The sequence below is a fragment of the Nonomuraea sp. NPDC050786 genome (assembly GCF_040654115.1).
GTDB lineage: Bacteria > Actinomycetota > Actinomycetes > Streptosporangiales > Streptosporangiaceae > Nonomuraea.
Genome location: NZ_JBFAHJ010000001.1, coordinates 654,618 through 677,387 on the forward strand (window position 1 = coordinate 654,618; position 22,770 = coordinate 677,387).

Consider the following 22,770-nt stretch of genomic DNA (forward strand, 5'->3'; position numbering starts at 1 on the left):
GATAGGAGACGTTCATGCCGCAGACTCCCGAGGAAGAATCCCTGGGCTCGCTGGTCGCCCAGGCGACCAGTCAGATCTCGGACCTTGTCCGCTCGGAGATCGAGCTGGCCAAGGCCGAGTTCAGGTTCGATGCCAAGCGGGTCGGCATGGCCGGTGGGCTCTTCGCCGCCGCCGCCTTCACGGCGCACCTGTGCCTGATCCTCGCCTCGTTCACCATCGCGTACGTGCTGGCGCAGTGGCTGCCCAACTGGCTGGCCTTCCTCATCGTGACCGTGTTCTACCTGCTGGTCGCGGGTCTGCTGGTGTTCATCGGGATCAGGCGGCTCAAGGGGCTGGCCGGGATGAAGCGCACCGCCAGGTCGATCAAGGGGCTCAAGGAGATCGCCACGCCCGAGGACGAGACGCTGCCCGCGCTCCGTCCCGATCGGGAGCCGGTGACCCGCGATGGCACCTGATGAGTCGGTCGTACAGATCGAAGGGCCCTGGACGCATCGCGCGGTCCACGCGGGCGGCACCCGCTTCCACGTCGTCGAGGCGGGCGAAGGACCGCTGGTGCTGCTGCTGCACGGGTTCCCGCAGTTCTGGTGGACCTGGCGCAACCAGCTCGTCTCGCTGCCGAAGGCCGGATACCGGGCGGTCGCGGCCGATCTGCGCGGCTACGGCGGCAGCGACAAGCCGCCGCGCGGCTACGACCTGCCCACGCTGGCCGCGGACGCGACCGGGCTGATCAGGGCGCTGGGCGAGACCGGGGCGATCGTCGTCGGGCATGACTGGGGCGGGCTGCTGGCCTGGACGATGGCCGTGCTCGAGCCCAAGTGCGTGCGCCGGCTGGTCGCCGTGTCCGCCGCGCACCCGCTGCGGCTGCGCAGCGCGCTGCTGACCGACCCGTTCGGCCAGCTCAAGGCCAGCGTGCAGACGTTCGGCCACCAGCTGCCCTTCCTGCCGGAGCACCGCCTCAGGCGCCGCGAGTCCGCCCTTGTGGGCCGGCTGCTGGACGAGTGGTCCCGCCCGGGGTGGCCCGACTCCGAGACCGCGCGGGTCTACCGCGAGGCGTTCCGCATCCCCGCCGTGGCACACTCGGCGCTGGAGTACCACCGGTGGTTCGGCCGCTCCCAGCTGCGCCCCGACGGCCGCCGCTACGCCAGGGCCATGCGGACCGAGATCGAGGCCCCCACGCTGCACCTGCACGGGGCGCTCGACCCGCGCCTCCTGCCGCGTACGGCACAGGGTTCGAGCCGCTACGTGGCGGCTCCGTACCGGTGGCGGCTGTTCGAAGGAGCCGGCCACTTCCCCCACGAGGAGATCCCCGACGTGTTCGACACCGAGCTGCTGGGCTGGCTGGCCGATCCGGAGCCCGACCGATGAGAGACCGCGATCCCGAGGGCAGGCCGCGCAGCGCCAGGCCGCGCGACGCGTACGGCAGGCCCCTCCCCTACGGCGAGCCCGGCGTGCCCAGGGTCCCCGACGACTACGCGCCCACCATGGAGCAGGCTCTGACCGACGGCCGCCGCTTCCTGAGCGAGGGCCTGCCGTTCAACGCGCACGAGGTGTTCGAGGGCCGCTGGAAATGCGCGCCCGAGGAGGAGCGCGAGCTGTGGCAGGGTCTCGCGCAGATCTGCGTCGGGCTGACGCACCTCCAGCGCGGCAACGGGCGCGGCGCGATGACCCTCTTCAGCCGGGGCGCCGCCAAGGCTCAGGGGTACGGCGGCGCGTACGACGCGGTCGGCAAGGCGGCCTCGGGCCTGAGCCAGGACAGCGACCCCGACGAGGCCATCGCCCTGATCCTGGCCAGGCTCCCCAGCTAGCCGGCGCGGCCCATGGGGGTCAGTCGCACTGCTGCGTGCTGGCCTTCGTGGTGTCGCTCCTGCCCTGGGCCGCGTCGGGGGCGACCTCCTCGGCCGTCAGGACGTAGCCGGTGTCCGCCTCGTTGGTCGCCGCGGCGAAGATCACGCCGTAGACGCGCCCGTCCACCGTGAGCAGCGGCCCGCCCGAGTTGCCCGGCAGCACCCGGCCGCGGATCGCGTAGACCTTGCGCCTGACCGTGGCGTCGCGGTAGATGTCGGGCCCCTCGGCGTCGAGCTGGCGGCCGATCCTGGCCGGCTCGGCGGTGAAGCCCTTGCTCTTGGGGAACCCGGCGATGATCGCGTTGTCGCCCCGCCCGCCGTCGCCGTCGAAGGCGAGCTGCGGCAGGCCGAGGCCGGGCACGTAGAGGACGGCGATGTCGCGCCGCGGGTTGTAGCGCACGACGGTGGCCGCGTGCGGCGTGTTGGTGGAGTCGATGACCTGCAGGTCACGGGTGACGCCCGCCACCACGTGGGCGTTGGTCATGATCCGGTCGGGGGCGTAGACGAAGCCGGTGCCCTCGATGTGCTTGTTGCAGCTCTCGGCGTTGCCCTGGACCTTGACGATGCCCTTCCTGGCCCGCTCCAGCTTGGAGCCCTGCAGCACGCTCTGATCCGGCGGCGGCACGTCGATGAGCTGGTCCGCGCCGATCGCGTCGAAGACGGGCGGGAACTCCGAGCGGTCGATGAACTTTTTGAACGGCTGCTGCCAGTCGCGCGCGCCCTGCGGGATCGCCTCGTCGACCGTGGTCAGCAGCGCGGAGTTCTTCACCTGGTCGACGAGCGGGGTGAAGGCCGTCGAGACGATCAGCGAGCCGATCAGCCAGGCGATGACCAGCACGGACAGCGCGCTGGAGAACGTGCCCCCGACCGCGTCGGCCACCTTGGCGGGCTCCCAGGTCACATGGCTGCGCACGACGGCGCCGAGGGTCGAGGAGGCGAACTGGCCGATGGTGGCGGCGAGGAAGACGATCACGATGGCCAGCAGCGCCTGCGGCGTGTCGCCGCTCACCACCGCCTTGGAGATCGGCGGCGCGATGAAGACGCCGAGCACGGCGCCGCCCACGAACCCCACGAAACTCATGACCCCGATGATGAAGCCCTGCCGGTAACCCGAGATGCCGAAGGCCACCACGAGGCCGATCAAGATGAGGTCAAGCAGATCACCGCGCACGTTTCAAAGGTAACCAGGGATACGGTCAAGTGTGCACGTCTTCGGCCAGGACGGCGCTACCGCATGTCTAGCTTGGGCGGTATGCCGCCGGCCGAGGGAACAGTGCGCGATCTCATCGAGGCAGCTCTGCGCGACACAGACCCCGACGGCCCGCTGCGCTGGCATGTGATCTCCGTGCTGCGCCAGCGCGGCGATCTGGAGTCGTTCATCGAGGCGCGCCGGCTGTGCGCCGCGGACACCGTGGCCGAACGCCTGCTCGGCGTGGACATCATGGGGATGCTGCGGCCGTTCGTGGACCGTACGCTGCCGGTGCTGCGCTACCTGGCCGCCAGCGAGCACGACGCCATGGTCCTCTACTCGGTGCTGATCGCGTTCGGCCACCTGGCCGACCCGCGGTCGCTGCCGTCGGTGATCGAGCTGGCCGGGCACGACGACGCCAGGGTGCGGTACGGCGCCGCGTACGCGCTGCAGCACGTGCTCGGCGACCCGCCTGACCGGGCCGGCCTGGAGACGCTGCGGGCGTTGGCCGCCGACAGCGACAAGGACGTGGCCGGCTGGGCCTCGCTCGGCGTGGCGCTCAGAGAGATCCCTTAACCCCTCGAAGCCAGGTCGATCACGTGCTGCGGCAGGTCCTCCACCCGCGTGGGGTCCCACGGGCGTTCGAGCCCGCCCTCGCGCAGCACGGTGTCCAGGACCATGGCCGTGAACCCCCACACGAGCATCCCCCGCACCTGGAACGCCGGCCCCGCCATCCCGCTGGGATGCCGCAGCATGATCCGGTTGCCGGGATCGACCAGCTCGGCCACCGGCACCCGTTCCACGGAGTCGACCTCGTGGGGCGAGGCCGCGTGCACGGCGGAGGGCTCGCGCCACCAGGCGATCACGGGCGTGACCCGGTTGTCGCTGTGGTTGAGGTACAGCTCGGGCATCGTGCACAGCACGTGGACGCCGGAGGGATCGACGCCCGTCTCCTCCTCGGCCTCGCGCAGGGCCGCCGCGACGGGTCCTCCGTCATCGGGGTCCACGCCGCCGCCGGGGAACGCGGGCTGGCCGGCGTGCCTGCGCCCGCGCGTGCTGCGTTGGATGAGCAGGACGTCAGGGCCCAGCGGCCCCTCACCGAACAGCATCAGCACCGCGGCGGCCCGCCCGGCTCCGTCCGGCGGACGCAGGTATCGGGGCACTCTGATCCGCTGAGCCTGCGTCGCCAGTCGGTCGAGCCAGTCGGGCACTTCGGTCACGCATTCCTCCAACACGCCGGGGCTCCGATGACTTCCCTTGATCAGATCCCTGATCAGGAGAAGGGGCCGGGCCTGACGAGCTTCGCGGCCTCGGCCGTCGCCGTGGGGCCGGTGCCGTACGAGGGGCAGAGCGCGGCCAGCGGGCACACGCCGCACGCGGGTCGGCGGGCGTGGCAGATGCGGCGGCCGTGCCAGATCACCCGGTGCGAGAAGATGGTCCACTCGCGCTTGGGCAGGAGCTCCGCCACGACGTGCTCGATCTTGACCGGATCGGTCTCCTCGGTCCAGCCGAAGCGGCGTACCAGCCGCTGGAAGTGGGTGTCGACGGTGAGCCCCGGCACGCCGAACGCGTTGCCCAGCACCACGTTGGCGGTCTTGCGGCCCACGCCCGGCAGGGTGACGAGGTCCTTCAGCTTGCCGGGCACCTCTCCGCCGTACCGCTCGCACACCGCCGTGGCCATGCCGATGATGCTGTTGGTCTTCGCGCGGAAGAAGCCGGTCGAGCGGATGATCTCCTCCATCTCGGACGGGTCCGCGGCGGCATAGTCGGCCACTGTCGGATATTTCGCGAAGAGGATGGGGGTGACCATGTTGACCCGCTTGTCCGTGCACTGCGCGGAGAGGATGGTCGCGACCAGAAGTTCTAACGGGTTGCCGAAGTCGAGCTCGCAATGGGCCTCTGGGTAGGTCTCCGCGAGGATGCGATTCATCTTGCGCGCCCGCCGTACCAGTGCGAGCTGGGTCTCCGGCTTGCGCCCCGCCGCGTTCGTGGCCATGCCGCAAGACTAGAAGCTCTCGCGAACGGTTGAACCAAGGACGGGCCTGCTCGCGTACAACCTGGCGACTTGGGAGGCGGTGGCCATGAGCGGTCAGGGTGCGGTGCTGTCGGACTTCGTACGTACGTCGGGGCCGCTCTACGGGCAGGCGCTGCATCACCTGGCCCTGGCCTGCGCCTCCGCCGTGGCCAAGCTGCACGCACGGGGCAACGTGGGGCTCGGGCTCAGCCATGAGAGCGTCGCGCTCGGACTCCACGGGCAGGTCCTGATCGGCTGGCAGCCCGGCATCACGCCGGGCTCCGCCGCCGAGGACATGCGGGCCTGGGCCGACCTCGTGGTCTTCGCGGGCACCGGCCGCACGGACGGCGACACCGCCGCCCTCCCTCCCGCCCTGCGCCTCGCGGTACGGCAGTGCCGCCGGCCCGACCCCACCACCCGCCCCCGGGCGGCCGACGTGCTCCGCGTGCTGCTCGGCCAGTCCGTGGCGGCGGCCGTGGCCTCGGTGGACGACCTGCTGGCCTCCTGAGGGGACCTGCCTGCCTCCCGAGGGGGCCGAAACCCCCTGAAATGAGGGCATCCGGTAACTTTCCCCTGGATGCGACTCGTCCTAAAAGCGCAGAACACTCCAGCATTCCCATAACCTGTGAGTGCCACGCAGAGTGGGGTGAGTCACAATGGCAGCAGAGGAGGCAGAGTGAACACCGAAGATGTGCTGGGCAAGGCCCCCCTGTTCGCCGCGCTGGACCGCGAGAGCGCCGCGGCGCTGCGTACGAGCATCACAGAGGTCCAGCTCTCCAAGGGACAGACGCTCTTCCACGAGAACGAGACCGGCGACCGGCTCTACGTCGTGCTGGAAGGCAAGATCAAGCTGTCCCGCACCTCACCCGACGGACGGGAAAATCTGCTCAGCGTGCTCGGCCCGAGCGAGATGTTCGGCGAGCTGTCGCTGTTCGACCCGAGGCCGCGCACGGCCTCCGCGACGGCGCTGACCGACGTGCGGCTGGCCGGGCTCGGCCACGACGACCTGCGGCCCTGGCTGACCGGCCGTCCCGAGGTGGCGCTCCACCTGCTGCGCGCGCTGGCCCAGCGGCTGCGCCGCACCAACGACGTGCTGGCCGACCTGGTCTTCACCGACGTTCCCGGCCGGGTGGCCAAGCAGCTGCTCGACCTCGCCGAGCGGTTCGGCACCAAGACCGACGACGGTCTGCGGGTCCATCACGACCTGACCCAGGAGGAGCTGGCCCAGCTCGTCGGCGCCTCGCGCGAGACGGTCAACAAGGCGCTGGCCGACTTCGCCCAGCGCGGCTGGCTGCGGATCGAGGCCAAGGCCGTGGTCATCCTCGACATGGACCGGCTCTACAACCGGTCGAGGTAGTCGAGCTGCGCCACGACGGACATCTCGGCGGCGGCCCAGAGTGAGCGGTCGACGTCCGCGTACACGACCTTGACGATCTCGCGTGGCGTGCGCGCGCCCTGCTCGCGCGCCGCCCTGATCTGGTCGAGCCGCTCGCGCCTGTGGGCGATGTAGCCGTCGAGCGCGCCGATCGGGTCGGGCAGCACCGGGCCGTGGCCGGGCAGCAGCGCCCGCGCCTCCAGGCTCTCCGCCGCCGCCCTCAGCCGGTCGAGGCTGCGCAGGTAGTCGGCCAGGCCGCCGTCGCGGGCGATGATCGTGGTGCCCCTGCCGAGCACGGTGTCGCCGGTCAGCATCGCGCGGTCCTGCGGCAGCCAGAAGCAGAGCGAGTCGAACGAGTGGCCCGGCGTGCCGTACACGTGGATCTCCAGGCCGTCCACCGTGATCACGTCGCCGTCGGCGAGCCCCTCGTCGCCGAGCCGGTGCCGCGGGTCGAGCGCGCGTACGGGGGCGCCCACCATCTCGGCGAAGCGCCTGGCGCCGCCGCTGTGGTCGAAGTGGCCGTGGGTGAGCAGGATCTCGGTGACGCGGCGCTCCCCGAGGTGGTCGCGTACGCGGCGCAGGTGTGACTCGTCCTCGGGCCCGGGATCGACGACGACCACCTCGTGCTCGCCGATGACCCAGGTGTTGGTGCCGTCGAGCGTCATGGCGGAGGGGTTGGGGGCGAGCAGGTTCTCGGCGTGTTCGGTACGGGAGCCGTCGGGGGTGCCGATCGGGATGTGCACTCCGCTCATCTGGTCACCAGCCGCATCTCGCCCTCGATCTCCACGGCCCGCGGCATGATCGGCACGATCTCCCGGCGCTCGGCCAGGACCCCTGCCACGCTGTCGTGGGCCGACAGCTCGGTCAGCGTATGGTACGTGGGCGGCATCAGGAAGATCTCGCCCCGGTGCGCCAGCTCGATCGCCTCCGCCGGGCGCTGCCAGGCCACGTGGTCGGCCTCGCCGCCGACGTCGCGGGTGCGCTGGCCCTCCGGCAGCACGGCGACGAAGAAGCGCGTGTCGAAGCGCCTGTGCTCGATCTCCGGCGTGATCCAGTGGGCCCACGGCTTGAGCAGGTCAGACCGGAGCACCAGGCCGCGCCTGGCGAGGAAGTCGGCGAAGGCCAGGCTCCTGTCGATCAGCGCCAGCCGGTCCGACTCCCAGTCGTCCCCCGTCGTGTCGGCGACCACGGAGTCGGGGCCCGGACCGGCCAGCAGCACGCCCGACTCCTCGAACGTCTCGCGCACGGCCGCGCACACCAGCCCTCGCGCGACCTCCTCGGCGGCGTTGAAGACCGCGCCCCACGCGGCCGGTGACGGGCCGGCCCAGGCCACGGCCTGGTCGGTGTCGCGGGCGTCCACCGAGCCGCCGGGAAAGACGTACGCGCCCGCCGCGAAGGCCATGGTCGCCTTCCTGCGCAGCAGGTAGACCTCCGGTGCCGCCCCTCGCAGGATCACCACCGTGGCGGCGTCCCGGGTGGGGACCGGCTCGGCCCGCCCCGCGAGGATCTCCCGCGCCCGCGCGGCGAGCTCGGCTGGAAGCGGCAATCCGGTCACATCGGTCATAGGGCCTCAGGCTACTTCGGCGATCAGCTCCACTTCCACGGGCGCGTCCAGCGGGAGGGCGGCCACGCCCACCGCGCTCCGGGCGTGCCTGCCCGGCTCGCCCAGCACCTCGGCGAGCAGCTCGCTGGCGCCGTTGCCGACCTTGGGCTGCTCCGTGAAGGCCGGATCGCTGGCCACGAACACCACGACCTTGACGATGCGCATGACCTTCTGCAGATCGCCCACCTCGGCCTTCAGCACGGCCAGCGCGTTGAGCGCGCAGAAGCGGGCCTGCTCCGCGGCCTCCTCGGTGGTCAGGTCGGCGCCGACCTTGCCGGTCCGCTGCAGCTTGCCGTCCACGAACGGCAGCTGGCCCGAGGTGTAGACGAGGTCGCCCGTGCGCACGGCCGGCACGTAGGCCCCCGCCGGCGCCGGAACCTCGGGCAGGGTCAAGCCGAGCTCCGCGATCTTCTGCTCCGGGGTCACTGCTTCTCCCTCTTGAAGTAGGCCACCAGCTGCTCGGGCGAGGAACCCTGCACGATCTGGACGAGCTCCCAGCCGTCGGAGCCGAAGTTGTCGAGGATCATCTTGGTGTTGTGGATCAACACCGGGGCCGTGAGGTACTCCCATTTCTTCATGAGGGCCAGATTAGTGTGAGCAATCTCAAAGGGTGGTCGTCGGCTTTCCGCAAGTGACCCTTCGGTAGCCTCGAGTCGTGGAGTCTCCGGACACGGATTGGGCCGGCGTGCGGCTGCACGTGGTCACCGGCAAGGGCGGCACCGGCAAGACGACCGTGGCCGCCGCGCTCGCGCTGGCCCTGGCCGCCGGCGGCCGCAAGGTGCTGCTCGTCGAGGTCGAGGGCAGGCAGGGCATCGCGCAGATCTTCGACCTGCCGCCGCTGCCCTACGAGGAACGCAAGATCGCCGTCGCGCCGTCGGGCGGCGACGTGTACGCGCTGGCCATCGATCCAGAAGAGGCCATGCTCGACTACATGGAGATGTTCTACGGGATGCGCAGGGCAGGCAAGGCGCTGACCAAGATGGGCATCGTCGACTTCGCCACCACCGTGGCCCCCGGCTTTCGCGACGTGCTCGTCACGGGCAAGACGACCGAGGCCGTGCGCAGGCGGGGCAAGAACGGCCGCAGGATCTACGACGCGGTCGTGCTCGACGCGCCGCCGACCGGCCGCATCACGCGCTTCCTGAACGTCACCCAGGAGGTGGCCGGCCTGGCCAAGGTCGGGCCGATCAAGAACCACTCCGATCTGGTCCACGGAGTCGTGAAATCTCCCGAGACGGCCGTGCACTTCGTGACGTTGCTGGAGGAGATGCCCGTCCAGGAGACACTCGACGGCATCTCCGAATTGCGATCGGCGGGGCTGCCCACCGGTGGAATTTTCGTCAATATGGTCCGGGAATCACAGCTGCCACAGGCCGCTCTTGACACGGCTGTCAAGGGCCGTTTCGACATCGGGGAGCTCGTGCTCGGGCTCAAGGCGGCCGGGGTGGCCGACGGCGCCGAGGCCACGAGGTTCGCCGAGGCGCTCGCGGACGAGGTCGTCGAGCACGCCCGCCGCACGCAGCTGGAGCGCGCCGAGCGCGAATCGCTGGCCGAGGCGGGGCTGAAGAGCTACGAGCTGCCGCTGCTGGCCGACGGCGTGGACCTGGCCGGCCTGTACGAGCTGGCCGAGAGCATCCGCACCCAAGGAGCGACGTGAAGAAGCGGGCAGTGCTCGACATCGACGCGATTCTCGACGACCGGGACACCAGGATCATCGTCTGCTGCGGCGCCGGCGGCGTCGGCAAGACCACGACCGCGGCGGCGCTCGGGCTGCGGGCGGCCGAGCGTGGCAGGTGCGCGGTCGTGCTCACCGTGGACCCCGCGCGGCGCCTGGCCCAGTCGATGGGGCTGACCGAGCTGGACAACACCCCGCGCCTGGTCACCTCTCCCGAGGGCGGCGGCCAGCTCTACGCCATGATGCTCGACATGAAGCGGACGTTCGACGAGATCATCGAGGCGCACGCCGACCCGGAGCGGGCCCGCCAGATCCTGTCGAACCCCTTCTACCAGTCGCTCTCGTCCAGCTTCTCCGGCACGCAGGAGTACATGGCCATGGAGAAGCTGGGCCAGCTCCGCCGCTCGGACGAGTGGGACCTGATCATCGTGGACACGCCGCCGTCGCGCTCCGCGCTCGACTTCCTCGACGCCCCCGAGCGGCTCGGCCGCTTCCTCGACGGGCGGTTCATCAGGCTGCTCACGGCGCCCGCCAAGGCCGGAGGGCGCAGTGCGTTCAAGCTGCTCAACGCCGGGTTCGGGCTGATGGCAGGCGTCCTGACCAAGCTGCTCGGCGCACAGGTGATCAAGGATCTGCAGACGTTCGTGTCCGCCCTGGACGCCGTCTTCGGCGGGTTCAGGCAGCGGGCCGAGATGACGTACAAGCTGCTGCAGGCCCCCGGCACGGCCTTCCTCGTGGTGGCCGCGCCCGAGCGGGACGCCATGCGGGAGGCGTCCTACTTCGTCGAACGACTCGCCGAGGAGCGCATGCCGCTGGCCGGCCTGGTGGTCAACCGGGTGCACATGTCGCCTGCCTCGCTCCTCTCGGCCGCCCGTAGCGCCGCGGCCGCGGAAGATCTCGAGTCGAAGGGCGAGCACGAGCTGACCGCCGCCGTGCTGCGGCTGCACGCCGGTCGAATGCAGCTCGCGGCCCGCGAAGGCCGTGAGCAGGAACATTTCATCTCGGCCCACCCCACGGTGCCCGTGGTGCAGGTTCGCGCCATGTCCGAGGATGTCCACGATCTCATGGGTCTGCGGCAGATCGGGGACCTGCTGGCGAGCGCATGAAAGTACGGCCGGCGGACGGCGCCGGCCGTACTCGGCTCGCCGGGCCCTGACTCAGCCCGCGATCAGCTCGTTGGTTCGTTCGTACTCTTCCTTGGCCGACTCGAGCAGGTCGCGCCACGAGTCCACGTCGGGCCGCCGTCGAAGCAGCGCACGCCGTTCGCGTTCGGTCATACCGCCCCACACCCCGAACTCGATGCGATTGTCCAGCGCATCGGCGAGGCATTCAGTACGGACCGGGCAGCCACGGCAGATGAGCTTGGCCCTGTTCTGCGCGGCGCCCTGCACGAACAGGGCATCCGGATCCGCACCCTTACAGGCGGCACGGGAGGTCCAATCCGTGATCCACATTGTTCGACCCCACTCCCCTTAGGTGGTCAGTCGTTCATTTGGGGCCGACGGGCGCGGGCGCCGAGCCTCCGTATTCAGTTGCCGCAGAGGAGAACGTACGCAACTACACCTTCGGGCCGACAGACCCCAGAGGACCAATTTCTCGCGGCAGTCTTGACCGGGAATGACTAGTCACCCCCGTCAGTCAAGGCGAAATGCTGTCCTGCTACCGGAAAGGTCAGCGTTTCGACGTACCCTTGGTAGCGTGCAAGCGCAGCGCAAAGATCGTCCCAACCCCGTCCTCAGCCTCCTGCGTCTGATCATCGCAGCGTCGGCCGCCGGGGTGCTGGCCGCGGCCGTGGCCCTCCCTGCGGTCGGCGGGGCCGGGATCTCCACGAAGAGCGCTGTGGAAAGCCTCAACCTCAAGCCCGAAAACCTCGACGAACCGCCGCTGCCGGAGCCCTCCGTCCTGAAGGACGCGAACGGCAAGCAGTTCGCGCAGTTCTACTACGAGAACCGTCGGGTCGTGACCCTCGACAAGGTCGCCCCCATCATGCAGACGGCCCTGATCGCGATCGAGGACTTCCGTTTCTATCAGCACGGGCCGATCGATGTTGAGGGAACGGCGAGAGCGCTCGTCAAGAATTTGTCGGGCGGCGGCGTGATGCAGGGCGGCTCCTCCATCACGCAGCAGTACGTCAAGCAGGTGCTGCTCAACAAGGCCGAGACGCCCGAGGAGCAGCAGGCGGCCATCGCTCCGACGCTCTCGCGCAAGCTGTCCGAGCTGCGCTACGCGATGGCGATCGAGCGCAAGTACAGCAAGAACCAGATTCTCGAGAAATACCTGAACATCGCCTACTTCGGCGCCGGCGCCCACGGCATCCAGGCCGCGGCCAGGCGCTTCTTCGACAAGCCCGCCTCCGAGCTCAGCCTCGCCGAGGCCGCCACGCTGGCCGGCGCCGTGCAGAACCCCGCCAGGACCGACCCGAGCGTCGGCCCCGAGTCGCGGGAGCGGCTGCTGCAGCGGCGCAACACCGTGCTCGACCGGATGGCCGAGATCGGCAAGATCACACCGCAGCAGGCCGCCGAGGCCAAGGCGAAGAAGCTGGGCTGGAAGAACGTCAAGGCGCCCGGCGGCTGCGGGGCCAGCAAGTTCCCGTACTTCTGCCTCTACGTCCAGTACGAGATCCTCAACAACGAGGACTTCGGCAAGACCATGGACGAGCGCCGCAAGCTGCTCCAGCGCGGCGGCCTGGAGATCAGGACCACGATCGACCCGAAGATGCAGGCCGCCGCCGACAAGGCGATCAAGAAGTACGTCTCGAAGAAGGACAAGCCCGTGGCCTCGCAGGCCATGGTCGTTCCCGGCACCGGCGAGATCAAGGCCATGGCCGCCTCGCGGAAGTTCGGCGGGAGCAAGAAGAAGAACGAGATGAGCTACAACATCGTGGCCGACGCGGCGCACGGCGGCGGGCGCGGGTTCCAGCAGGGCTCGACGGCCAAGGTCTACACGCTGGCCACGGCGCTGGAAGAGGGCATGAAGTACGGCGACGGCTTCCCCGCCCCCGCGGGCTACGAGGCCGGCTCCTACAGCACGTTCAAGAACTGCAAGGGCGACAGCGTCGGCGACCCCAACCACACCGTGCGCAACTCCAGCGAGGGCGGCGGCGGCTTCAAGACGCTCGAGACCGGCACCTGGGGCTCGGTGAACACGTTCTTCCTCAAGCTGGAGCAGAAGGTCGGGCTCTGCAGCGTGGTCAAGATGGCCAAGAAGCTCGGGGTCAAGCGGGCCGACGGCGACAAGCTGTCCGAGGTGGAGACGTTCACGCTGGGGGTCAACGAGGTCGACCCGGTGACGATCGCCAGCTCGTACGCCGTGTTCGCCTCGCGCGGCCAGTACTGCAAGCCGCTGGCGATCACGGAGATCAAGGACCGGGACGGCAAGGCCAAGCAGTACAAGCCGAAGTGCTCGCAGGTGCTGGAGGAGGAGGTCGCCGACGCGGTCAGCGGCATCCTGTCCGGGGTGTTCACCAAGGGCACGATGCAAGAGGTGGGCGGCATCGGGCGGGACGCGGCCGGCAAGACGGGCACGACCGACAACTACATGTCGGCCTGGTTCGCCGGATACACCCCCAACCTGGCCTCGGCCGTCAGCCTGGGCGACCCGCGCGGCACCTCGTCCCACAAGCTGATCGGGATCACGATCGGCGGGCGGTACTACCCGTACGTGTACGGGGCCTCCATCTCGGGGCGGATCTGGAAGGACTCGATGATCACCGCCCTGAAGGGGATCGAGCCGACGGAGTTCACGCCGGTGGACCGGTCGCGGTTCGGCGGCTGCACGGAGCACTGCGCGCCCAAGCCGCCGAAGAAGGAGAACAAGGACGGGCAGGGGCAGACCGGGGACGATGGCGACCCGTTCAACATCTTCGACCCGCCGAACGGGGACCAGCAGGGGAACGGACGCGGCCGCCCGTTCACCGGCCCCGTCGTCACGACCGGCCGCTGACCCTGCCGCCAGGCCCCTTTCCGCCGGGCCGCCGTGGGAGTGTGCCCAGCGGCCCTCAGGAGGCCCGCAACGCCCGCCTCAGCGGCTTCCAGGCCACACGGGGTGACCGGTGAGCCCTCCCCCGGCGCAAGAGGCCGGGGGACGCGCTCGCCACTTGCCCGCCGCAAGAGGCCCCCGGGGGGGACGTGCTCGCTACTTGCCCGCCAGCCGGGCGCGGACGGCGGCGGCGACGCGGCCGCCCTCGGCCCGCCCCGCGATCTTCGGGTTGACGACCTTCATGACCTGCCCCATGGCCTGCGGCCCGGCGGCGCCGGTCTCAGCGACGGCGGCGTCGACGATGGCCGCGAGCTCCTCGTCGGAGAGCTGCGCCGGCAGGTACTCCTCCAGCACCGCCTGCTCGTCCAGCTCGGCCTGCGCCTGCTCGGCCCGCCCCGCGTTCCCGAACGCCTCGGCCGCCTCCCGGCGCTTCTTCGCCTCCTTGGTCAGCACCTTGATGACCTCGTCGTCGGTCAGCTCCCTGGCCTCCTTGCCGGCGACCTCCTCGACGTTCACCGCGGCCAGTGCCATCCGGATCGTCCGGAGACGTACCTCGTCCCGGCTCTTCATGGAGGCCGTCAGGTCGGCCTTCAGCTTGTCCTTCAATGCGCTCATGCGGTCCATCTTGCCGCCTGCGCGGACCGGCGCGGACTCCTCCCGCCGGATGTCGGGCATCATGAGTAGGTGAGAAAAGCCGTCGCAGTGCCACTGTCCATGCTTGGTCTCGGCCTCGCCGGGCTGGGTTACGCCTCCGTGGTGGAGCGCAACTGGTTCCGCCTGCGTCGCTTCGACGTGCCCGTGCTGGAGCGCGGCCAGCGTCCCGTACGCATTCTCCACCTCTCCGACCTGCATCTGACGCCCCGCCGTACGATGCTGATCAACTGGGTCCGCTCCCTGGGCCCGCTGAAGCCGGACCTGGTGGTCAACACCGGAGACTCGATCGCCCACCCGGACGCCGTCCCCTCGCTCCTGCACGCCCTGGAGCCCCTGCTGTCCCGCCCGGGCCTGTTCGTCTACGGCTCCAACGACCTGTACGCCCCCAAGCCGAAAAACCCGGCCCGCTACCTCTGGCGCACCTCCAAGAACGAGCGCCGCCAGCATGTCCCCACCCTGCCCTGGGAGGAGCTCGGAGCGGGCATGGCGGCCGAGGGCTGGCTCGACATGAACAACACCACGGCCCGCATCAAGGTGGGCGACCTGGACGTGGCCGTGGCGGGCATCCACGACTCCCACATCTCGCGCGACCGCTATGACCTCGTGGCCGGCCCCGCCCCGGCGGACGCCGACCTCCGCCTGGGCGTCATGCACTCGCCCGAGCCCCGCAATATGACCCGCTTCGCCGAGGACGGCTACCAGCTCCTGCTCGCCGGCCACACGCACGGCGGCCAGCTCTGCATCCCGTTCTACGGCGCCCTGGTCACCAATTGCGGCCTCGACCGGGCCAGAGTCAAGGGCTTGAGCCGCCACGACAGCGCCTGGCTCCACGTCTCCGCGGGCCTCGGCACCTCCCCGTACGCCCCGGCCCGTTTCGCCTGCTTCCCGGAGGCATCACTGCTTACCCTCGTTCCGCGCCGTTGACGCGGTCACAAGTACCTTGGGAGTCCGCTAGACTTTTCCAAGCACGCGCAAGACCGGCGTGCACCGGGGTGTAGCGCAGCTTGGCAGCGCGCTTCGTTCGGGACGAAGAGGTCGTGGGTTCAAATCCCGCCACCCCGACAGAGGTACCGCAGGTCAAGGGCCTGGTTCTCAAGACTGAGAGCCAGGCCCTTGATCGTTCGCATGGCCCTGCGCTCGCTGGTCGCCGGCTGATAGGTGAAGCGGAGGCCGGCGTTCACAGCTGTCACCGGTTCAATGGCTGAATGTGCCATCTCATGGCATTGGTTCCTCGCCGTCAGGCTTGGCGGCGTAGGACGTGAGGCGGTCGGCGAGCGCGATGACGAGGTCGCGCAGTTCATCGGGGCGCTCGATGACGAACGGACGGTCGAGTGAGGCGAGCACCGGAGGCAGCCAGTCGAGCCGCTCCACCCGCAGCTCGACGCGCAGCCAGCGCTCGGTCGCCCGGTCCTCGCCTGCCACGGGCGCGTACTCGTCCAGGCTCGCGACGGCGGCGGGAAGGCGGGCGCGGATCTGCTCAACTGTCCCGTGGATCCGCAAGGTCACCTCATGCCGGTACTCGGCCGTGGCGAACGCTGACAACACCCGCTGTGCCGGATCGGGGCCCACGGGCGTTTCGAATGAGCCGGGCAGGGTCCTCGCGTCTGCGATGCGGTCGAGCCGGAAGGTGCGGTCCTCGCCGATCTGGGGGTCCTTGCCCGTGACGTACCAACGGCCGGAATGGGCGACGATCCCGTACGCGTGCAGCGCACGTTCGCTGCGCCGGCCGTCGCGGTCGGTGTAGCGGATCGAGACCGGTCGGCGGTGGCGCACCGCATCGGCAACGGTGAGCAGGATCTCGGCGTCCGGGGTGTCGAACTCGCCGGGCTGATCCGTGAAGGCGAGAGCCTCCAGGAGCGTGTCGAGCCGGCGGGCGATGCGCTCGGGCAGCACCCGCCGGATCTTCGCCGATGCCGTCTCGCTTGCCGCGTGCTCCGTCGTCGTCAACCCTGCTCGGCGGCCGGCGACCAGGCCGAGCAGCACGGCCAGCGCCTCGTCGTCGCTGAGCATGAGCGGAGGCAAGCGGTACCCGGGGGCGAGCCGGTACCCGCCGTAGCGGCCGCGCACCGACTCCACGGGCAGGTCCAGGTCGATCAGCTGGTCCACATACCGCCGCACGGTGCGGCCTTCGACGCCGAGCCGGTCGGCGAGTTCGGCCACCGTCCGGGTGCCGCCCGACTGCAGCAGCTCCAGGAGTGTCAGCACGCGGCCGGTGGGTCGAGGCATGTTCGCAGCCTAACGCGAATACTGGACCGATTCTGTCCACTATTTCTCCTAGGCTGCGGCGTGCACGCCTCCAGCACAGCCAAGGAGATTCCCATGGACTTCGTCTCGATCCGCATCATCACCAGCGACGTAGCGCGTCTCGTCGAGTTCTACGAGCGCGCCACAGGGGCGCGGGCGACCTGGGCCACCGAGGACTTCGCCGAGCTCAAGACCGCGGGCGCCACCCTCGCGATCGCCGGCACCCGCACCGTCCCGCTGTTCGCCCCGGGCTCCGCCCGCCCGGCGGACAACCAGAGCGTGATCACCGAGTTCCTCGTCGACGACGTGGACCGCGTTCACCAGAACCTGACGGGCTTCGTCACCGGCTTCGTCACCGAGCCCACCACGATGCCCTGGGGCAACCGGTCGCTGCTGTTCCGCGACCCCGACGGCAACCTCGTCAACTTCTTCACCCCCGTCACCCCGGCGGCCATCGAAAAGTTCGCACGTTGACGCCACGCACAGCCGCTCACGCGGGAGCCCTGAGATCCCAGGGCTCCGGTGAACCCGTCCGCCGCCGCTTCTCCTTCGGCGGAGGCGGCGGCACCAAGGAGAACCACCGCCTCATCACAGCCGTCCTCCACGCGGCCACCCACTGACAGGGCGCGCCTTGCGACCCGTCTTGTGGGATGGTGCGTGGTTCCCCCGTGATGAATACGATTGGCGCCACATGTGTGCGCTGTCCGCCACCCACCACCGTCGGTGCGACCGTGACACAACCATGACACGGCGGGGACGGGGCGGGGACACGGCCGGCCGACAATGGAGGACCGGCGGGCGAGTTACGGAGCGTGCTGTGAAACTCGGCGGCGTGTCGCGAGTGTTGTTGATCGAGGATGACCCGGCCGTGCGGGAGGGCCTTGAGCTGGCCCTGTCCCGGCATGGGCACCGGGTGCGGGCGGTGGAGTCCGGCGAGGAAGGGCTGAACCGGCTGCGTGCGGACCTCCCCGACGTCGTCGTGCTCGATCTGATGCTGCCTGGCATGGACGGCTTCGAGGTCTGCCGCCGTATCCGGGCCGCCCGGGAGGTGCCGATCATCATGCTGACCGCGCGTGGCGACGACATGGACGTGGTGGCCGGGTTGGAGGCGGGCGCCGACGACTACGTGGTCAAGCCGGTGCAGCCCAGGGTGCTCGATGCGCGCATTCGCGCGGTGCTCCGGCGGATCGGCCGGGACCAGGCGGAGCTGGAGCGGCACGGGGACCTGACCATCGACCGGGCCGCTCTGGTGGTCGCCAAGAGCGGCGTGCCGGTCGGCCTCGCCCCGACCGAGTTGCGCCTGCTGCTCGAGCTGTCCGGCACGCCGGGCCGGGTGCACAGCCGCCAGCAGCTGCTGGAGTCGGTGTGGGAGCACGGGTACTTCGGCGACTCGCGTCTGGTGGACGCGTGCGTGCAGCGGTTGCGCGCGAAGATCGAGGACGACTCGGCGGCGCCGGTCTACGTGCAGACCGTGCGTGGGTTCGGGTACCGGTTCGGGCCGGTGTGACCCGCCGGTGGCACCTCGGCCGAGCCTGGGGCTGCGTGCCCGGCTGCTGTTCGCGTTCGCGCTGCTGTGTGTGGTCACCGCGGCGGCGGTGGCCGGCGGGATGTACGTCCAGGCCCGCACCGACATCCTGGAGCGGGCCCAGAATGCCGCGGTGCAGGCGATGAGAAGTCGCATGGAGGAGCTCTTCCCGTTGCAGAGTGCGACGCCGGACCAGGACGAGCTCCGCGAGATCGCCAGCACCATGGCCGACGAGAACAGCCGCGCGATCGCCGTCTACCGCGATGCGTACTCGACGAGCAGTCCGGGCCCGCCGCCGGGGCGCCGGTGGCCGGGCGGTAACGCGCCGATCCCGGGCAGCTGGGTGATTCCGTCCCCGGTGGATCGCGAGCTGATTCCCCCGCAGCTGCGGGCGGAGGTGGCCGGCCGCCAAGTCGCCTGGCAACGCGTGGTGCGGAAGGGCGAGCCCTTCCTGGTCATCGGCGCGCCGTTGCTGATCATCGAGGAGGACCGGACGACGCGGGTGTCCGGCATCGAGGTCTACGTCGTGCGCAGCCTGCGTCCCGAACAGCAGAGCATCGACCAGCTCGCCGCACGCGCCTGGGTCATCGGCGGGGCGGCCCTGGCGTTCGCGGTCGTCCTGGCGTTGCTGGCCACCCGTGGTGTGCTGCGCCCGGTGCGCGAGCTCGGTCGGGCGGCACGCCTGCTGGGCGAGGGCGAGCTGCGGACCAGGATCGCGGTCCGCGGCTCCGACGAGCTGGCCGACGTGGCACGCACGTTCAACCACACCGCGGCGCAGCTGGAACGGCACGTCAAGCAGCTGCGCGAGATGGAGGCCGACGCCCGCCGGTTCGTGGCCGACGTGTCCCACGAGCTGCGCACCCCGCTGGCCGCGCTCGCCGCGGTCGCCGACGTCCTCGACGAGGAGGCCGCCGGGCTGCCCGAGCCCGCCGGCAGGGCCGCCAGGCTGGTCAGCCAGGAGACGCTCAACCTCACCGGGCTGGTGAACGACCTCATCGAGATCAGCAGGTTCGACTCCGGCGTCGCGGCTCTCGCACTGAACGAGGTCGACGTGGCCGAGCTGGTGCGCGCGACCCTGCGCGCCCGGGGCTGGTCGGAGACGGTGCACACCGAACTTCCGCCTGAGGTGACGGCACGGCTGGACCCGCGCCGGGTGGACGTCATCCTCGCGAACCTGGTCGGCAACGCCCTGCGGCACGGCGAGCCACCGGTGTCGGTATGGCTCTCCGCCGACCCGCACTGGATCGCTCTCGAGGTCCGCGACCACGGACCGGGGCTGAACGAAGCGGTGCTGCCGCACGTGTTCGACCGGTTCTACAAGGCCAGCGCGGCCAGGGCCAGATCCGAGGGCAGCGGCCTGGGCCTCGCCATCGCGCGGGAGAACGCCCGCCTGCACCGAGGCGACCTCACCGTCGCCAACGCCCCGGACGGCGGCGCCATCTTCACGCTCCGCCTGCCACGCCTGGCACACGACCCGGAGGAAGGCCCCGAATGAGGACCGGGCTCCCCCGCCGCGTGCTCGCCGCGGGCCTAGTCTCGCTCGTCGCCGTGGCCGGCTGCGGCGTGCGACCCAGCGACGCCATTCCCGTCGGCGGCCCGCCGAGCGGACGCGTCGCACCCACCACGACGATCACCCTCTACCTGGTGAAGAACGGCCGGCTCAGCATGGTGGCGCGGCGGCCCAGTGGTCCTCCACTGTTCTCAGCGAACAGGCTCGAGCTGCTGGCAGCCGGCCCCACGCCCGAGGAACGGGCGTATGGACTGACCACCGACGTCCCGCCCGAAGCCGCCCCGTTCTCGGTGACCGCCGAGCGGACCGGCCACGTGGTGGTGACCCTGTCCACTGCGGTTGCTGACCTGTCCACACTGGCCGTCGATCAGATCGTGTGCACGGCCGCTGCCACGAAGCCGGAAAGCCCTCTTCAGGTCACCGTCATCGGTGGTGGGCAGAGCGTCGGCCCCCGGAACTGCCCGAAGCAACGGTAGCGAGCTGTCCTGCGGATCGCGTGCGCCGACCGCGGCGATGCCACGTTCGCGCCCGCCCGAAGTGGTCGCGGAGTAGTTCACGAGGTCGGTGTTCTTGGGCGACTCAGGTATCGCTGGGCCGCCATGATCAACCTCCTGCTCGCGACGAACGCGGCCTGCTTCCTCTCCTCGAGCGTGCCGTCGGGGTCGCCCTGGCGCAGCACCACCCCGAGGATCAGCCGGTCCCGGCTCCCGGTAAGGGGGCGGGCGGCCCACAGCAGCGCTCCGCCCGCCGCCGTGCTGGTGCCGGTCTTGAGACCGACCACCCCGGGCAGCCCGAGCAGCTTGTTGCTGTTGACGATCTCGCCCGCGACGCCGGGGACGGTGGTCTTGGCGGTGGCGACGATGTCACGTAGCACTGGGTGCTTCATGGCCTGCCTGGCCAGCTTGAGCTGGTCCACAGCTGTGCTGACCGTGGTGGGCTCATATCCGCTCGCCCCGGTGTAGGTGGTGCTCTTCATGCCCAGCTTGGCGGCGGTCGCGTTCATCTTGAGGACGAAGGCCCGCTCCGAGCCGGCGTCCCAGCGGGCCAGCAGACGTGCGGCGTTGTTGCCCGAGGGGATCAGCATCAGCTCCAGAAGCTGCCGTTCGGTGAGGCCCTGGCCCCAGGTGAGCGGCACGGTGGACTCGTCCCGGTTGCCCGACTCGTTCGCCGCCTGCCGGTCGACCCGGATGGACGGCCCCGCGGCGTGCCTGCTGAGCGGGTGGTCGCGGAGAATCACCAGAGCGGTCATCACCTTGGTGACGCTCGCGATCGGCACGGGCCGCTGCTCGCCGTACACGCTGAGGCTGTCCGCCTCTCCGGCGACCTGGACCGCCGCCTGCCCCTTCGACGGCCAGGGCAGCTCCCACGGCCAGGCCGAGGTGCTCGACGCCGACACAGAACCCGACAGCGGCAGCGGCTGGGCCTGCGCGCCGCTGTTGTGGACCAGCCAACCTCCGACGGCGAGGGCGGCGGACACGGTGACGCCGAGCACTCGCGTGAGGGGAGAAAGACGGGACAGCATGGGCTCTTCGCCGCCGGGAGACCGGGGCGCGCTTGGCGCGCCCGCATGTGCCGTGCTCGGAGAGCCACGCCGTGGCAGGTCTCGGGGCCGAAGGGGAATGGTGGGTGACTCGTCCATGTCGAACCACGATTGGCGCTCAATGTGTGCGCGTCGTCTGCCGCATGTCACCGTTCATCGACGGCGCGACCGTCGCCGCGATCGTCGGCGCGGCCGTGACACGACCATGACAGGGCGCGGACGGGGCGGTGACGCGGCCGGCCGACGGCTGCTCTCGTCCGACGGCTGCTCTCGTCCGACGTCGCCGGGACGACGGTCTCGAACGAGAGCAGCACCGGACCCCTGCCGTCCCGGAGAAGCGGCCACCGCGGCCGGGATCCCGCCCAGATCTCAGCGACCCGTCCGGCACCGGTCAGTGCCGGCACGCGGAGCCTGTGGTCAGCGGACCTTGCGGAAGAACGCCCGGACGTCGTCGACCAGCAGGTCGGGGGCCTCCATGGCGGCGAAGTGGCCGCCCCGGTCGAACTCCGACCAGTGGATCACGTTGTGTTCGCGCTCGGCGATACGCCGGATCCCGCCGTCGCCGGGGAAGACCGCGACCCCGTGCGGCACCTCCGAGCGCTCGACCGGCACGCCCCACTGTGCCGAGCCCTCCTTGTAGAGCCGGGCGGACGACGCGGCGGTGCGGGTCAGCCAGTAGACCGTCACGTCAGTGAGCATCTGGTCAAGGTCGACCGCGTCCTCGGGGAGGTCGTGCGCGGGGTCGGTCCACTCCTTGAACTTCTCCACGATCCAGGTCAGCTGGGCGGCCGGGGAGTCGTGCAGGCCGAAGGCGACGGTCTGCGGCCGGGTGGCCTGGATGATCGCGTAGCCGGAGCGGTCGTTGTCGGCGTACTGCTGTATGCGGGCGTGCTCGGCCTCGGTGAGGCCCGCCATCTCCGCCGGGTCGAAGGTCGGGAAGCCGAGCGCGCCGTTGACGTGCACGCCGGCCACCCGGTCGGGGGCGACGCGGCCGAGTTCGGGGGAGATGACCGAGCCGCTGTCGCCGCCCTGGGCGCCGTAGCGCTCGTAGCCGAGGCGGCTCATCAGCTCGGCCCACGCGCGGGCGACCCGGCTCAAGTCCCAGCCGGTCTCGCGGGTCGGGCCGGAGAAACCGAAGCCGGGGATGGACGGGGCGACGACGTGGAAGGCGTCGGCGGGGTCGCCGCCGTGGGCACGGGGGTCGGTGAGCGGGCCGATGACCTTCATGAACTCGACGATCGAGCCGGGCCAGCCGTGGGTGATGACCAGCGGCAGCGCGTCCGGCTCGGGGGAGCGTACGTGCAGGAAGTGGATGTTCTGGCCGTCGATCTCGGTGGTGAACTGCGGGTACTCGTTGAGCGCCGCCTCGTGCTTGCGCCAGTCGTATCCGGTGCGCCAGTACTCGGCCAGCCGCTGCACGTACGAGACCGGGATGCCGTACGACCAGCCGACCCCGGGCAGCTCGTCGGGCCAGAGGGTGCGCGCCAGCCGGTCGTGCAGGTCGTCGAGCGCGGCCTGCGGGATATCGATGCGGAACGGACGGATTTCCGTGGTGAACGTCATGAGGAAGAGGCTAGGAACGGGTTAGGACAGACCCGGTCCTAGGAATAGGGCAATCT

26 protein-coding genes and 1 tRNA gene are annotated in these 22,770 nt (G+C 70.4%); 15 read left to right on the plus strand and 12 right to left on the minus strand.

Annotated features, from left to right (window positions below; translation table 11 throughout):
* Nucleotides 1-14 precede the first annotated feature (14 nt).
* Genes AB0H84_RS03400 through AB0H84_RS03410 form a run of 3 tightly spaced genes read left to right on the plus strand, consistent with a single transcriptional unit; the run spans nt 15 to nt 1,805 of the window.
* Nucleotides 15-455, plus strand: coding sequence for a phage holin family protein (locus AB0H84_RS03400; protein WP_357597424.1), 441 nt, complete (start codon nt 15-17; stop codon nt 453-455).
* Nucleotides 445-1,365 (plus strand): alpha/beta hydrolase, encoded by a 921-nt coding sequence (locus AB0H84_RS03405; RefSeq protein WP_357597427.1) that lies wholly within the window; start codon nt 445-447, stop codon nt 1,363-1,365. The genes AB0H84_RS03400 and AB0H84_RS03405 overlap by 11 nt, the downstream gene beginning before the upstream one ends.
* Nucleotides 1,362-1,805, plus strand: a complete 444-nt coding sequence (locus tag AB0H84_RS03410) for a DUF309 domain-containing protein (protein ID WP_357597430.1) — start codon at nt 1,362-1,364, stop codon at nt 1,803-1,805. The genes AB0H84_RS03405 and AB0H84_RS03410 overlap by 4 nt, the downstream gene beginning before the upstream one ends.
* A 19-nt stretch (nt 1,806-1,824) precedes the next feature.
* Here AB0H84_RS03410 and AB0H84_RS03415 read toward each other — a convergent pair whose 3' ends face one another.
* Nucleotides 1,825-3,015, minus strand: a complete 1,191-nt coding sequence (locus AB0H84_RS03415; RefSeq protein WP_357597432.1) for a MarP family serine protease — start codon at nt 3,013-3,015, stop codon at nt 1,825-1,827.
* An 81-nt stretch (nt 3,016-3,096) separates the two neighbouring features.
* Between AB0H84_RS03415 and AB0H84_RS03420 the strand changes: the two genes are divergently transcribed.
* Nucleotides 3,097-3,609 (plus strand): HEAT repeat domain-containing protein, encoded by a 513-nt coding sequence (locus tag AB0H84_RS03420; protein WP_357597435.1) that lies wholly within the window; start codon nt 3,097-3,099, stop codon nt 3,607-3,609.
* On the opposite strand, the gene AB0H84_RS03425 is transcribed toward AB0H84_RS03420, so the two are convergent.
* Nucleotides 3,606-4,253, minus strand: coding sequence for a CoA pyrophosphatase (locus tag AB0H84_RS03425; protein ID WP_357597437.1), 648 nt, complete (start codon nt 4,251-4,253; stop codon nt 3,606-3,608). The two genes, AB0H84_RS03420 and AB0H84_RS03425, sit on opposite strands and share 4 nt — an antisense overlap.
* 53 nt (nt 4,254-4,306) lie before the next feature.
* Nucleotides 4,307-5,029 carry an endonuclease III gene (gene nth / locus AB0H84_RS03430; protein WP_357597440.1) on the minus strand — a complete coding sequence of 241 codons (723 nt, stop codon included), beginning with the start codon at nt 5,027-5,029 and terminating at the stop codon, nt 4,307-4,309.
* Between the two features lie 85 nt (nt 5,030-5,114).
* On the opposite strand from nth, the gene AB0H84_RS03435 reads away from it, so the two are divergent.
* Both AB0H84_RS03435 and AB0H84_RS03440 read left to right on the plus strand, forming a co-directional pair.
* Complete coding sequence (locus AB0H84_RS03435; RefSeq protein WP_357597443.1) at nt 5,115-5,555, plus strand: hypothetical protein; 441 nt, start codon at nt 5,115-5,117, stop codon at nt 5,553-5,555.
* Nucleotides 5,556-5,768: 213 nt separating this feature from the next.
* Nucleotides 5,769-6,404, plus strand: a complete 636-nt coding sequence (locus tag AB0H84_RS03440) for a Crp/Fnr family transcriptional regulator (protein WP_225965682.1) — start codon at nt 5,769-5,771, stop codon at nt 6,402-6,404.
* Here AB0H84_RS03440 and AB0H84_RS03445 read toward each other — a convergent pair.
* Genes AB0H84_RS03445 through AB0H84_RS03460 form a run of 4 tightly spaced genes read right to left on the minus strand, consistent with a single transcriptional unit; the run spans nt 6,386 to nt 8,603 of the window.
* Entirely contained in the window at nt 6,386-7,174 is a 789-nt protein-coding gene (locus AB0H84_RS03445; RefSeq protein ID WP_357597446.1) for an MBL fold metallo-hydrolase, read from the minus strand. The genes AB0H84_RS03440 and AB0H84_RS03445 overlap by 19 nt on opposite strands.
* Entirely contained in the window at nt 7,171-7,986 is an 816-nt protein-coding gene (locus tag AB0H84_RS03450) for an NUDIX hydrolase (protein WP_357597447.1), read from the minus strand. The genes AB0H84_RS03445 and AB0H84_RS03450 overlap by 4 nt, the downstream gene beginning before the upstream one ends.
* Nucleotides 7,987-7,992: 6 nt before the next feature.
* Nucleotides 7,993-8,451, minus strand: a complete 459-nt coding sequence (locus AB0H84_RS03455) for a RidA family protein (protein WP_357597450.1) — start codon at nt 8,449-8,451, stop codon at nt 7,993-7,995.
* Nucleotides 8,448-8,603, minus strand: coding sequence for a hypothetical protein (locus tag AB0H84_RS03460; protein WP_344998799.1), 156 nt, complete (start codon nt 8,601-8,603; stop codon nt 8,448-8,450). The genes AB0H84_RS03455 and AB0H84_RS03460 overlap by 4 nt, the downstream gene beginning before the upstream one ends.
* Before the next feature lie 77 nt (nt 8,604-8,680).
* Between AB0H84_RS03460 and AB0H84_RS03465 the strand changes: the two genes are divergently transcribed.
* Together AB0H84_RS03465 and AB0H84_RS03470 are read left to right on the plus strand one after the other, a co-directional pair.
* The gene (locus AB0H84_RS03465; protein WP_357597453.1) at nt 8,681-9,682 is read left to right on the plus strand and encodes an ArsA-related P-loop ATPase; all 1,002 of its coding nucleotides are present in this window, start codon (nt 8,681-8,683) and stop codon (nt 9,680-9,682) included.
* The gene (locus AB0H84_RS03470; RefSeq protein ID WP_357597456.1) at nt 9,679-10,806 is read left to right on the plus strand and encodes an ArsA family ATPase; all 1,128 of its coding nucleotides are present in this window, start codon (nt 9,679-9,681) and stop codon (nt 10,804-10,806) included. Before AB0H84_RS03465 ends, AB0H84_RS03470 begins: the two co-directional genes overlap by 4 nt.
* Nucleotides 10,807-10,857: 51 nt before the next feature.
* On the opposite strand, the gene AB0H84_RS03475 is transcribed toward AB0H84_RS03470, so the two are convergent.
* Complete coding sequence (locus AB0H84_RS03475; RefSeq protein WP_090771382.1) at nt 10,858-11,154, minus strand: WhiB family transcriptional regulator; 297 nt, start codon at nt 11,152-11,154, stop codon at nt 10,858-10,860.
* A gap of 244 nt (nt 11,155-11,398) precedes the next feature.
* Between AB0H84_RS03475 and AB0H84_RS03480 the strand changes: the two genes are divergently transcribed.
* The gene (locus tag AB0H84_RS03480) at nt 11,399-13,642 is read left to right on the plus strand and encodes a transglycosylase domain-containing protein (RefSeq protein WP_357597459.1); all 2,244 of its coding nucleotides are present in this window, start codon (nt 11,399-11,401) and stop codon (nt 13,640-13,642) included.
* Nucleotides 13,643-13,834: 192 nt separating this feature from the next.
* On the opposite strand, the gene AB0H84_RS03485 is transcribed toward AB0H84_RS03480, so the two are convergent.
* Entirely contained in the window at nt 13,835-14,293 is a 459-nt protein-coding gene (locus AB0H84_RS03485; protein WP_357597463.1) for a GatB/YqeY domain-containing protein, read from the minus strand.
* A 99-nt stretch (nt 14,294-14,392) separates the two neighbouring features.
* On the opposite strand from AB0H84_RS03485, the gene AB0H84_RS03490 reads away from it, so the two are divergent.
* Both AB0H84_RS03490 and AB0H84_RS03495 read left to right on the plus strand, forming a co-directional pair.
* The gene (locus AB0H84_RS03490; RefSeq protein ID WP_357597912.1) at nt 14,393-15,256 is read left to right on the plus strand and encodes a metallophosphoesterase; all 864 of its coding nucleotides are present in this window, start codon (nt 14,393-14,395) and stop codon (nt 15,254-15,256) included.
* A 64-nt stretch (nt 15,257-15,320) separates the two neighbouring features.
* Nucleotides 15,321-15,394: transfer RNA gene (locus tag AB0H84_RS03495), tRNA-Pro, on the plus strand.
* Nucleotides 15,395-15,547: 153 nt separating this feature from the next.
* Here AB0H84_RS03495 and AB0H84_RS03500 read toward each other — a convergent pair.
* Nucleotides 15,548-16,558 (minus strand): YafY family protein, encoded by a 1,011-nt coding sequence (locus tag AB0H84_RS03500; protein WP_357597466.1) that lies wholly within the window; start codon nt 16,556-16,558, stop codon nt 15,548-15,550.
* A gap of 93 nt (nt 16,559-16,651) precedes the next feature.
* Between AB0H84_RS03500 and AB0H84_RS03505 the strand changes: the two genes are divergently transcribed.
* The 4 genes from AB0H84_RS03505 to AB0H84_RS03520 all read left to right on the plus strand — a co-directional run bounded on the left by AB0H84_RS03505 (nt 16,652) and on the right by AB0H84_RS03520 (nt 20,087).
* On the plus strand, nt 16,652-17,050 hold the full coding sequence (locus AB0H84_RS03505) for a VOC family protein (RefSeq protein ID WP_357597469.1): 399 nt from the start codon (nt 16,652-16,654) through the stop codon (nt 17,048-17,050).
* Nucleotides 17,051-17,408: 358 nt separating this feature from the next.
* Nucleotides 17,409-18,083 (plus strand): response regulator transcription factor, encoded by a 675-nt coding sequence (locus tag AB0H84_RS03510; protein WP_357597472.1) that lies wholly within the window; start codon nt 17,409-17,411, stop codon nt 18,081-18,083.
* Between the two features lie 7 nt (nt 18,084-18,090).
* Entirely contained in the window at nt 18,091-19,596 is a 1,506-nt protein-coding gene (locus tag AB0H84_RS03515) for a HAMP domain-containing sensor histidine kinase (protein WP_357597475.1), read from the plus strand.
* Nucleotides 19,593-20,087, plus strand: a complete 495-nt coding sequence (locus AB0H84_RS03520; protein WP_357597478.1) for a GerMN domain-containing protein — start codon at nt 19,593-19,595, stop codon at nt 20,085-20,087. The genes AB0H84_RS03515 and AB0H84_RS03520 overlap by 4 nt, the downstream gene beginning before the upstream one ends.
* A 77-nt stretch (nt 20,088-20,164) precedes the next feature.
* Here AB0H84_RS03520 and AB0H84_RS03525 read toward each other — a convergent pair whose 3' ends face one another.
* Both AB0H84_RS03525 and AB0H84_RS03530 read right to left on the minus strand, forming a co-directional pair.
* A complete protein-coding gene (locus AB0H84_RS03525) occupies nt 20,165-21,133 on the minus strand; it encodes a serine hydrolase (protein WP_357597481.1) in 969 nt (322 codons plus the stop codon).
* Between the two features lie 435 nt (nt 21,134-21,568).
* On the minus strand, nt 21,569-22,714 hold the full coding sequence (locus tag AB0H84_RS03530; RefSeq protein WP_357597484.1) for an epoxide hydrolase family protein: 1,146 nt from the start codon (nt 22,712-22,714) through the stop codon (nt 21,569-21,571).
* Between the last annotated feature and the right edge of the window lie 56 nt (nt 22,715-22,770).

Excerpts from the sequence above, each read along its gene's own strand:
- AB0H84_RS03400 (WP_357597424.1), top strand. The coding sequence starts at position 15 with ATGCCGCAGACTCCCGAGGAAGAATCCCTGGGCTCGCTGGTCGCCCAG.
- AB0H84_RS03405 (WP_357597427.1), top strand. The coding sequence starts at position 445 with ATGGCACCTGATGAGTCGGTCGTACAGATCGAAGGGCCCTGGACGCAT.
- AB0H84_RS03410 (WP_357597430.1), top strand. The coding sequence starts at position 1,362 with ATGAGAGACCGCGATCCCGAGGGCAGGCCGCGCAGCGCCAGGCCGCGC.
- AB0H84_RS03420 (WP_357597435.1), top strand. The coding sequence starts at position 3,097 with ATGCCGCCGGCCGAGGGAACAGTGCGCGATCTCATCGAGGCAGCTCTG.
- nth (WP_357597440.1), bottom strand. The coding sequence starts at position 5,029 with ATGGCCACGAACGCGGCGGGGCGCAAGCCGGAGACCCAGCTCGCACTG.
- AB0H84_RS03435 (WP_357597443.1), top strand. The coding sequence starts at position 5,115 with ATGAGCGGTCAGGGTGCGGTGCTGTCGGACTTCGTACGTACGTCGGGG.
- AB0H84_RS03445 (WP_357597446.1), bottom strand. The coding sequence starts at position 7,174 with ATGAGCGGAGTGCACATCCCGATCGGCACCCCCGACGGCTCCCGTACC.
- AB0H84_RS03450 (WP_357597447.1), bottom strand. The coding sequence starts at position 7,986 with ATGACCGATGTGACCGGATTGCCGCTTCCAGCCGAGCTCGCCGCGCGG.
- AB0H84_RS03460 (WP_344998799.1), bottom strand. The coding sequence starts at position 8,603 with ATGAAGAAATGGGAGTACCTCACGGCCCCGGTGTTGATCCACAACACC.
- AB0H84_RS03475 (WP_090771382.1), bottom strand. The coding sequence starts at position 11,154 with ATGTGGATCACGGATTGGACCTCCCGTGCCGCCTGTAAGGGTGCGGAT.
- AB0H84_RS03485 (WP_357597463.1), bottom strand. The coding sequence starts at position 14,293 with ATGAGCGCATTGAAGGACAAGCTGAAGGCCGACCTGACGGCCTCCATG.
- AB0H84_RS03490 (WP_357597912.1), top strand. The coding sequence starts at position 14,393 with ATGCTTGGTCTCGGCCTCGCCGGGCTGGGTTACGCCTCCGTGGTGGAG.
- AB0H84_RS03500 (WP_357597466.1), bottom strand. The coding sequence starts at position 16,558 with ATGCCTCGACCCACCGGCCGCGTGCTGACACTCCTGGAGCTGCTGCAG.
- AB0H84_RS03505 (WP_357597469.1), top strand. The coding sequence starts at position 16,652 with ATGGACTTCGTCTCGATCCGCATCATCACCAGCGACGTAGCGCGTCTC.
- AB0H84_RS03520 (WP_357597478.1), top strand. The coding sequence starts at position 19,593 with ATGAGGACCGGGCTCCCCCGCCGCGTGCTCGCCGCGGGCCTAGTCTCG.
- AB0H84_RS03525 (WP_357597481.1), bottom strand. The coding sequence starts at position 21,133 with ATGCTGTCCCGTCTTTCTCCCCTCACGCGAGTGCTCGGCGTCACCGTG.
- AB0H84_RS03530 (WP_357597484.1), bottom strand. The coding sequence starts at position 22,714 with ATGACGTTCACCACGGAAATCCGTCCGTTCCGCATCGATATCCCGCAG.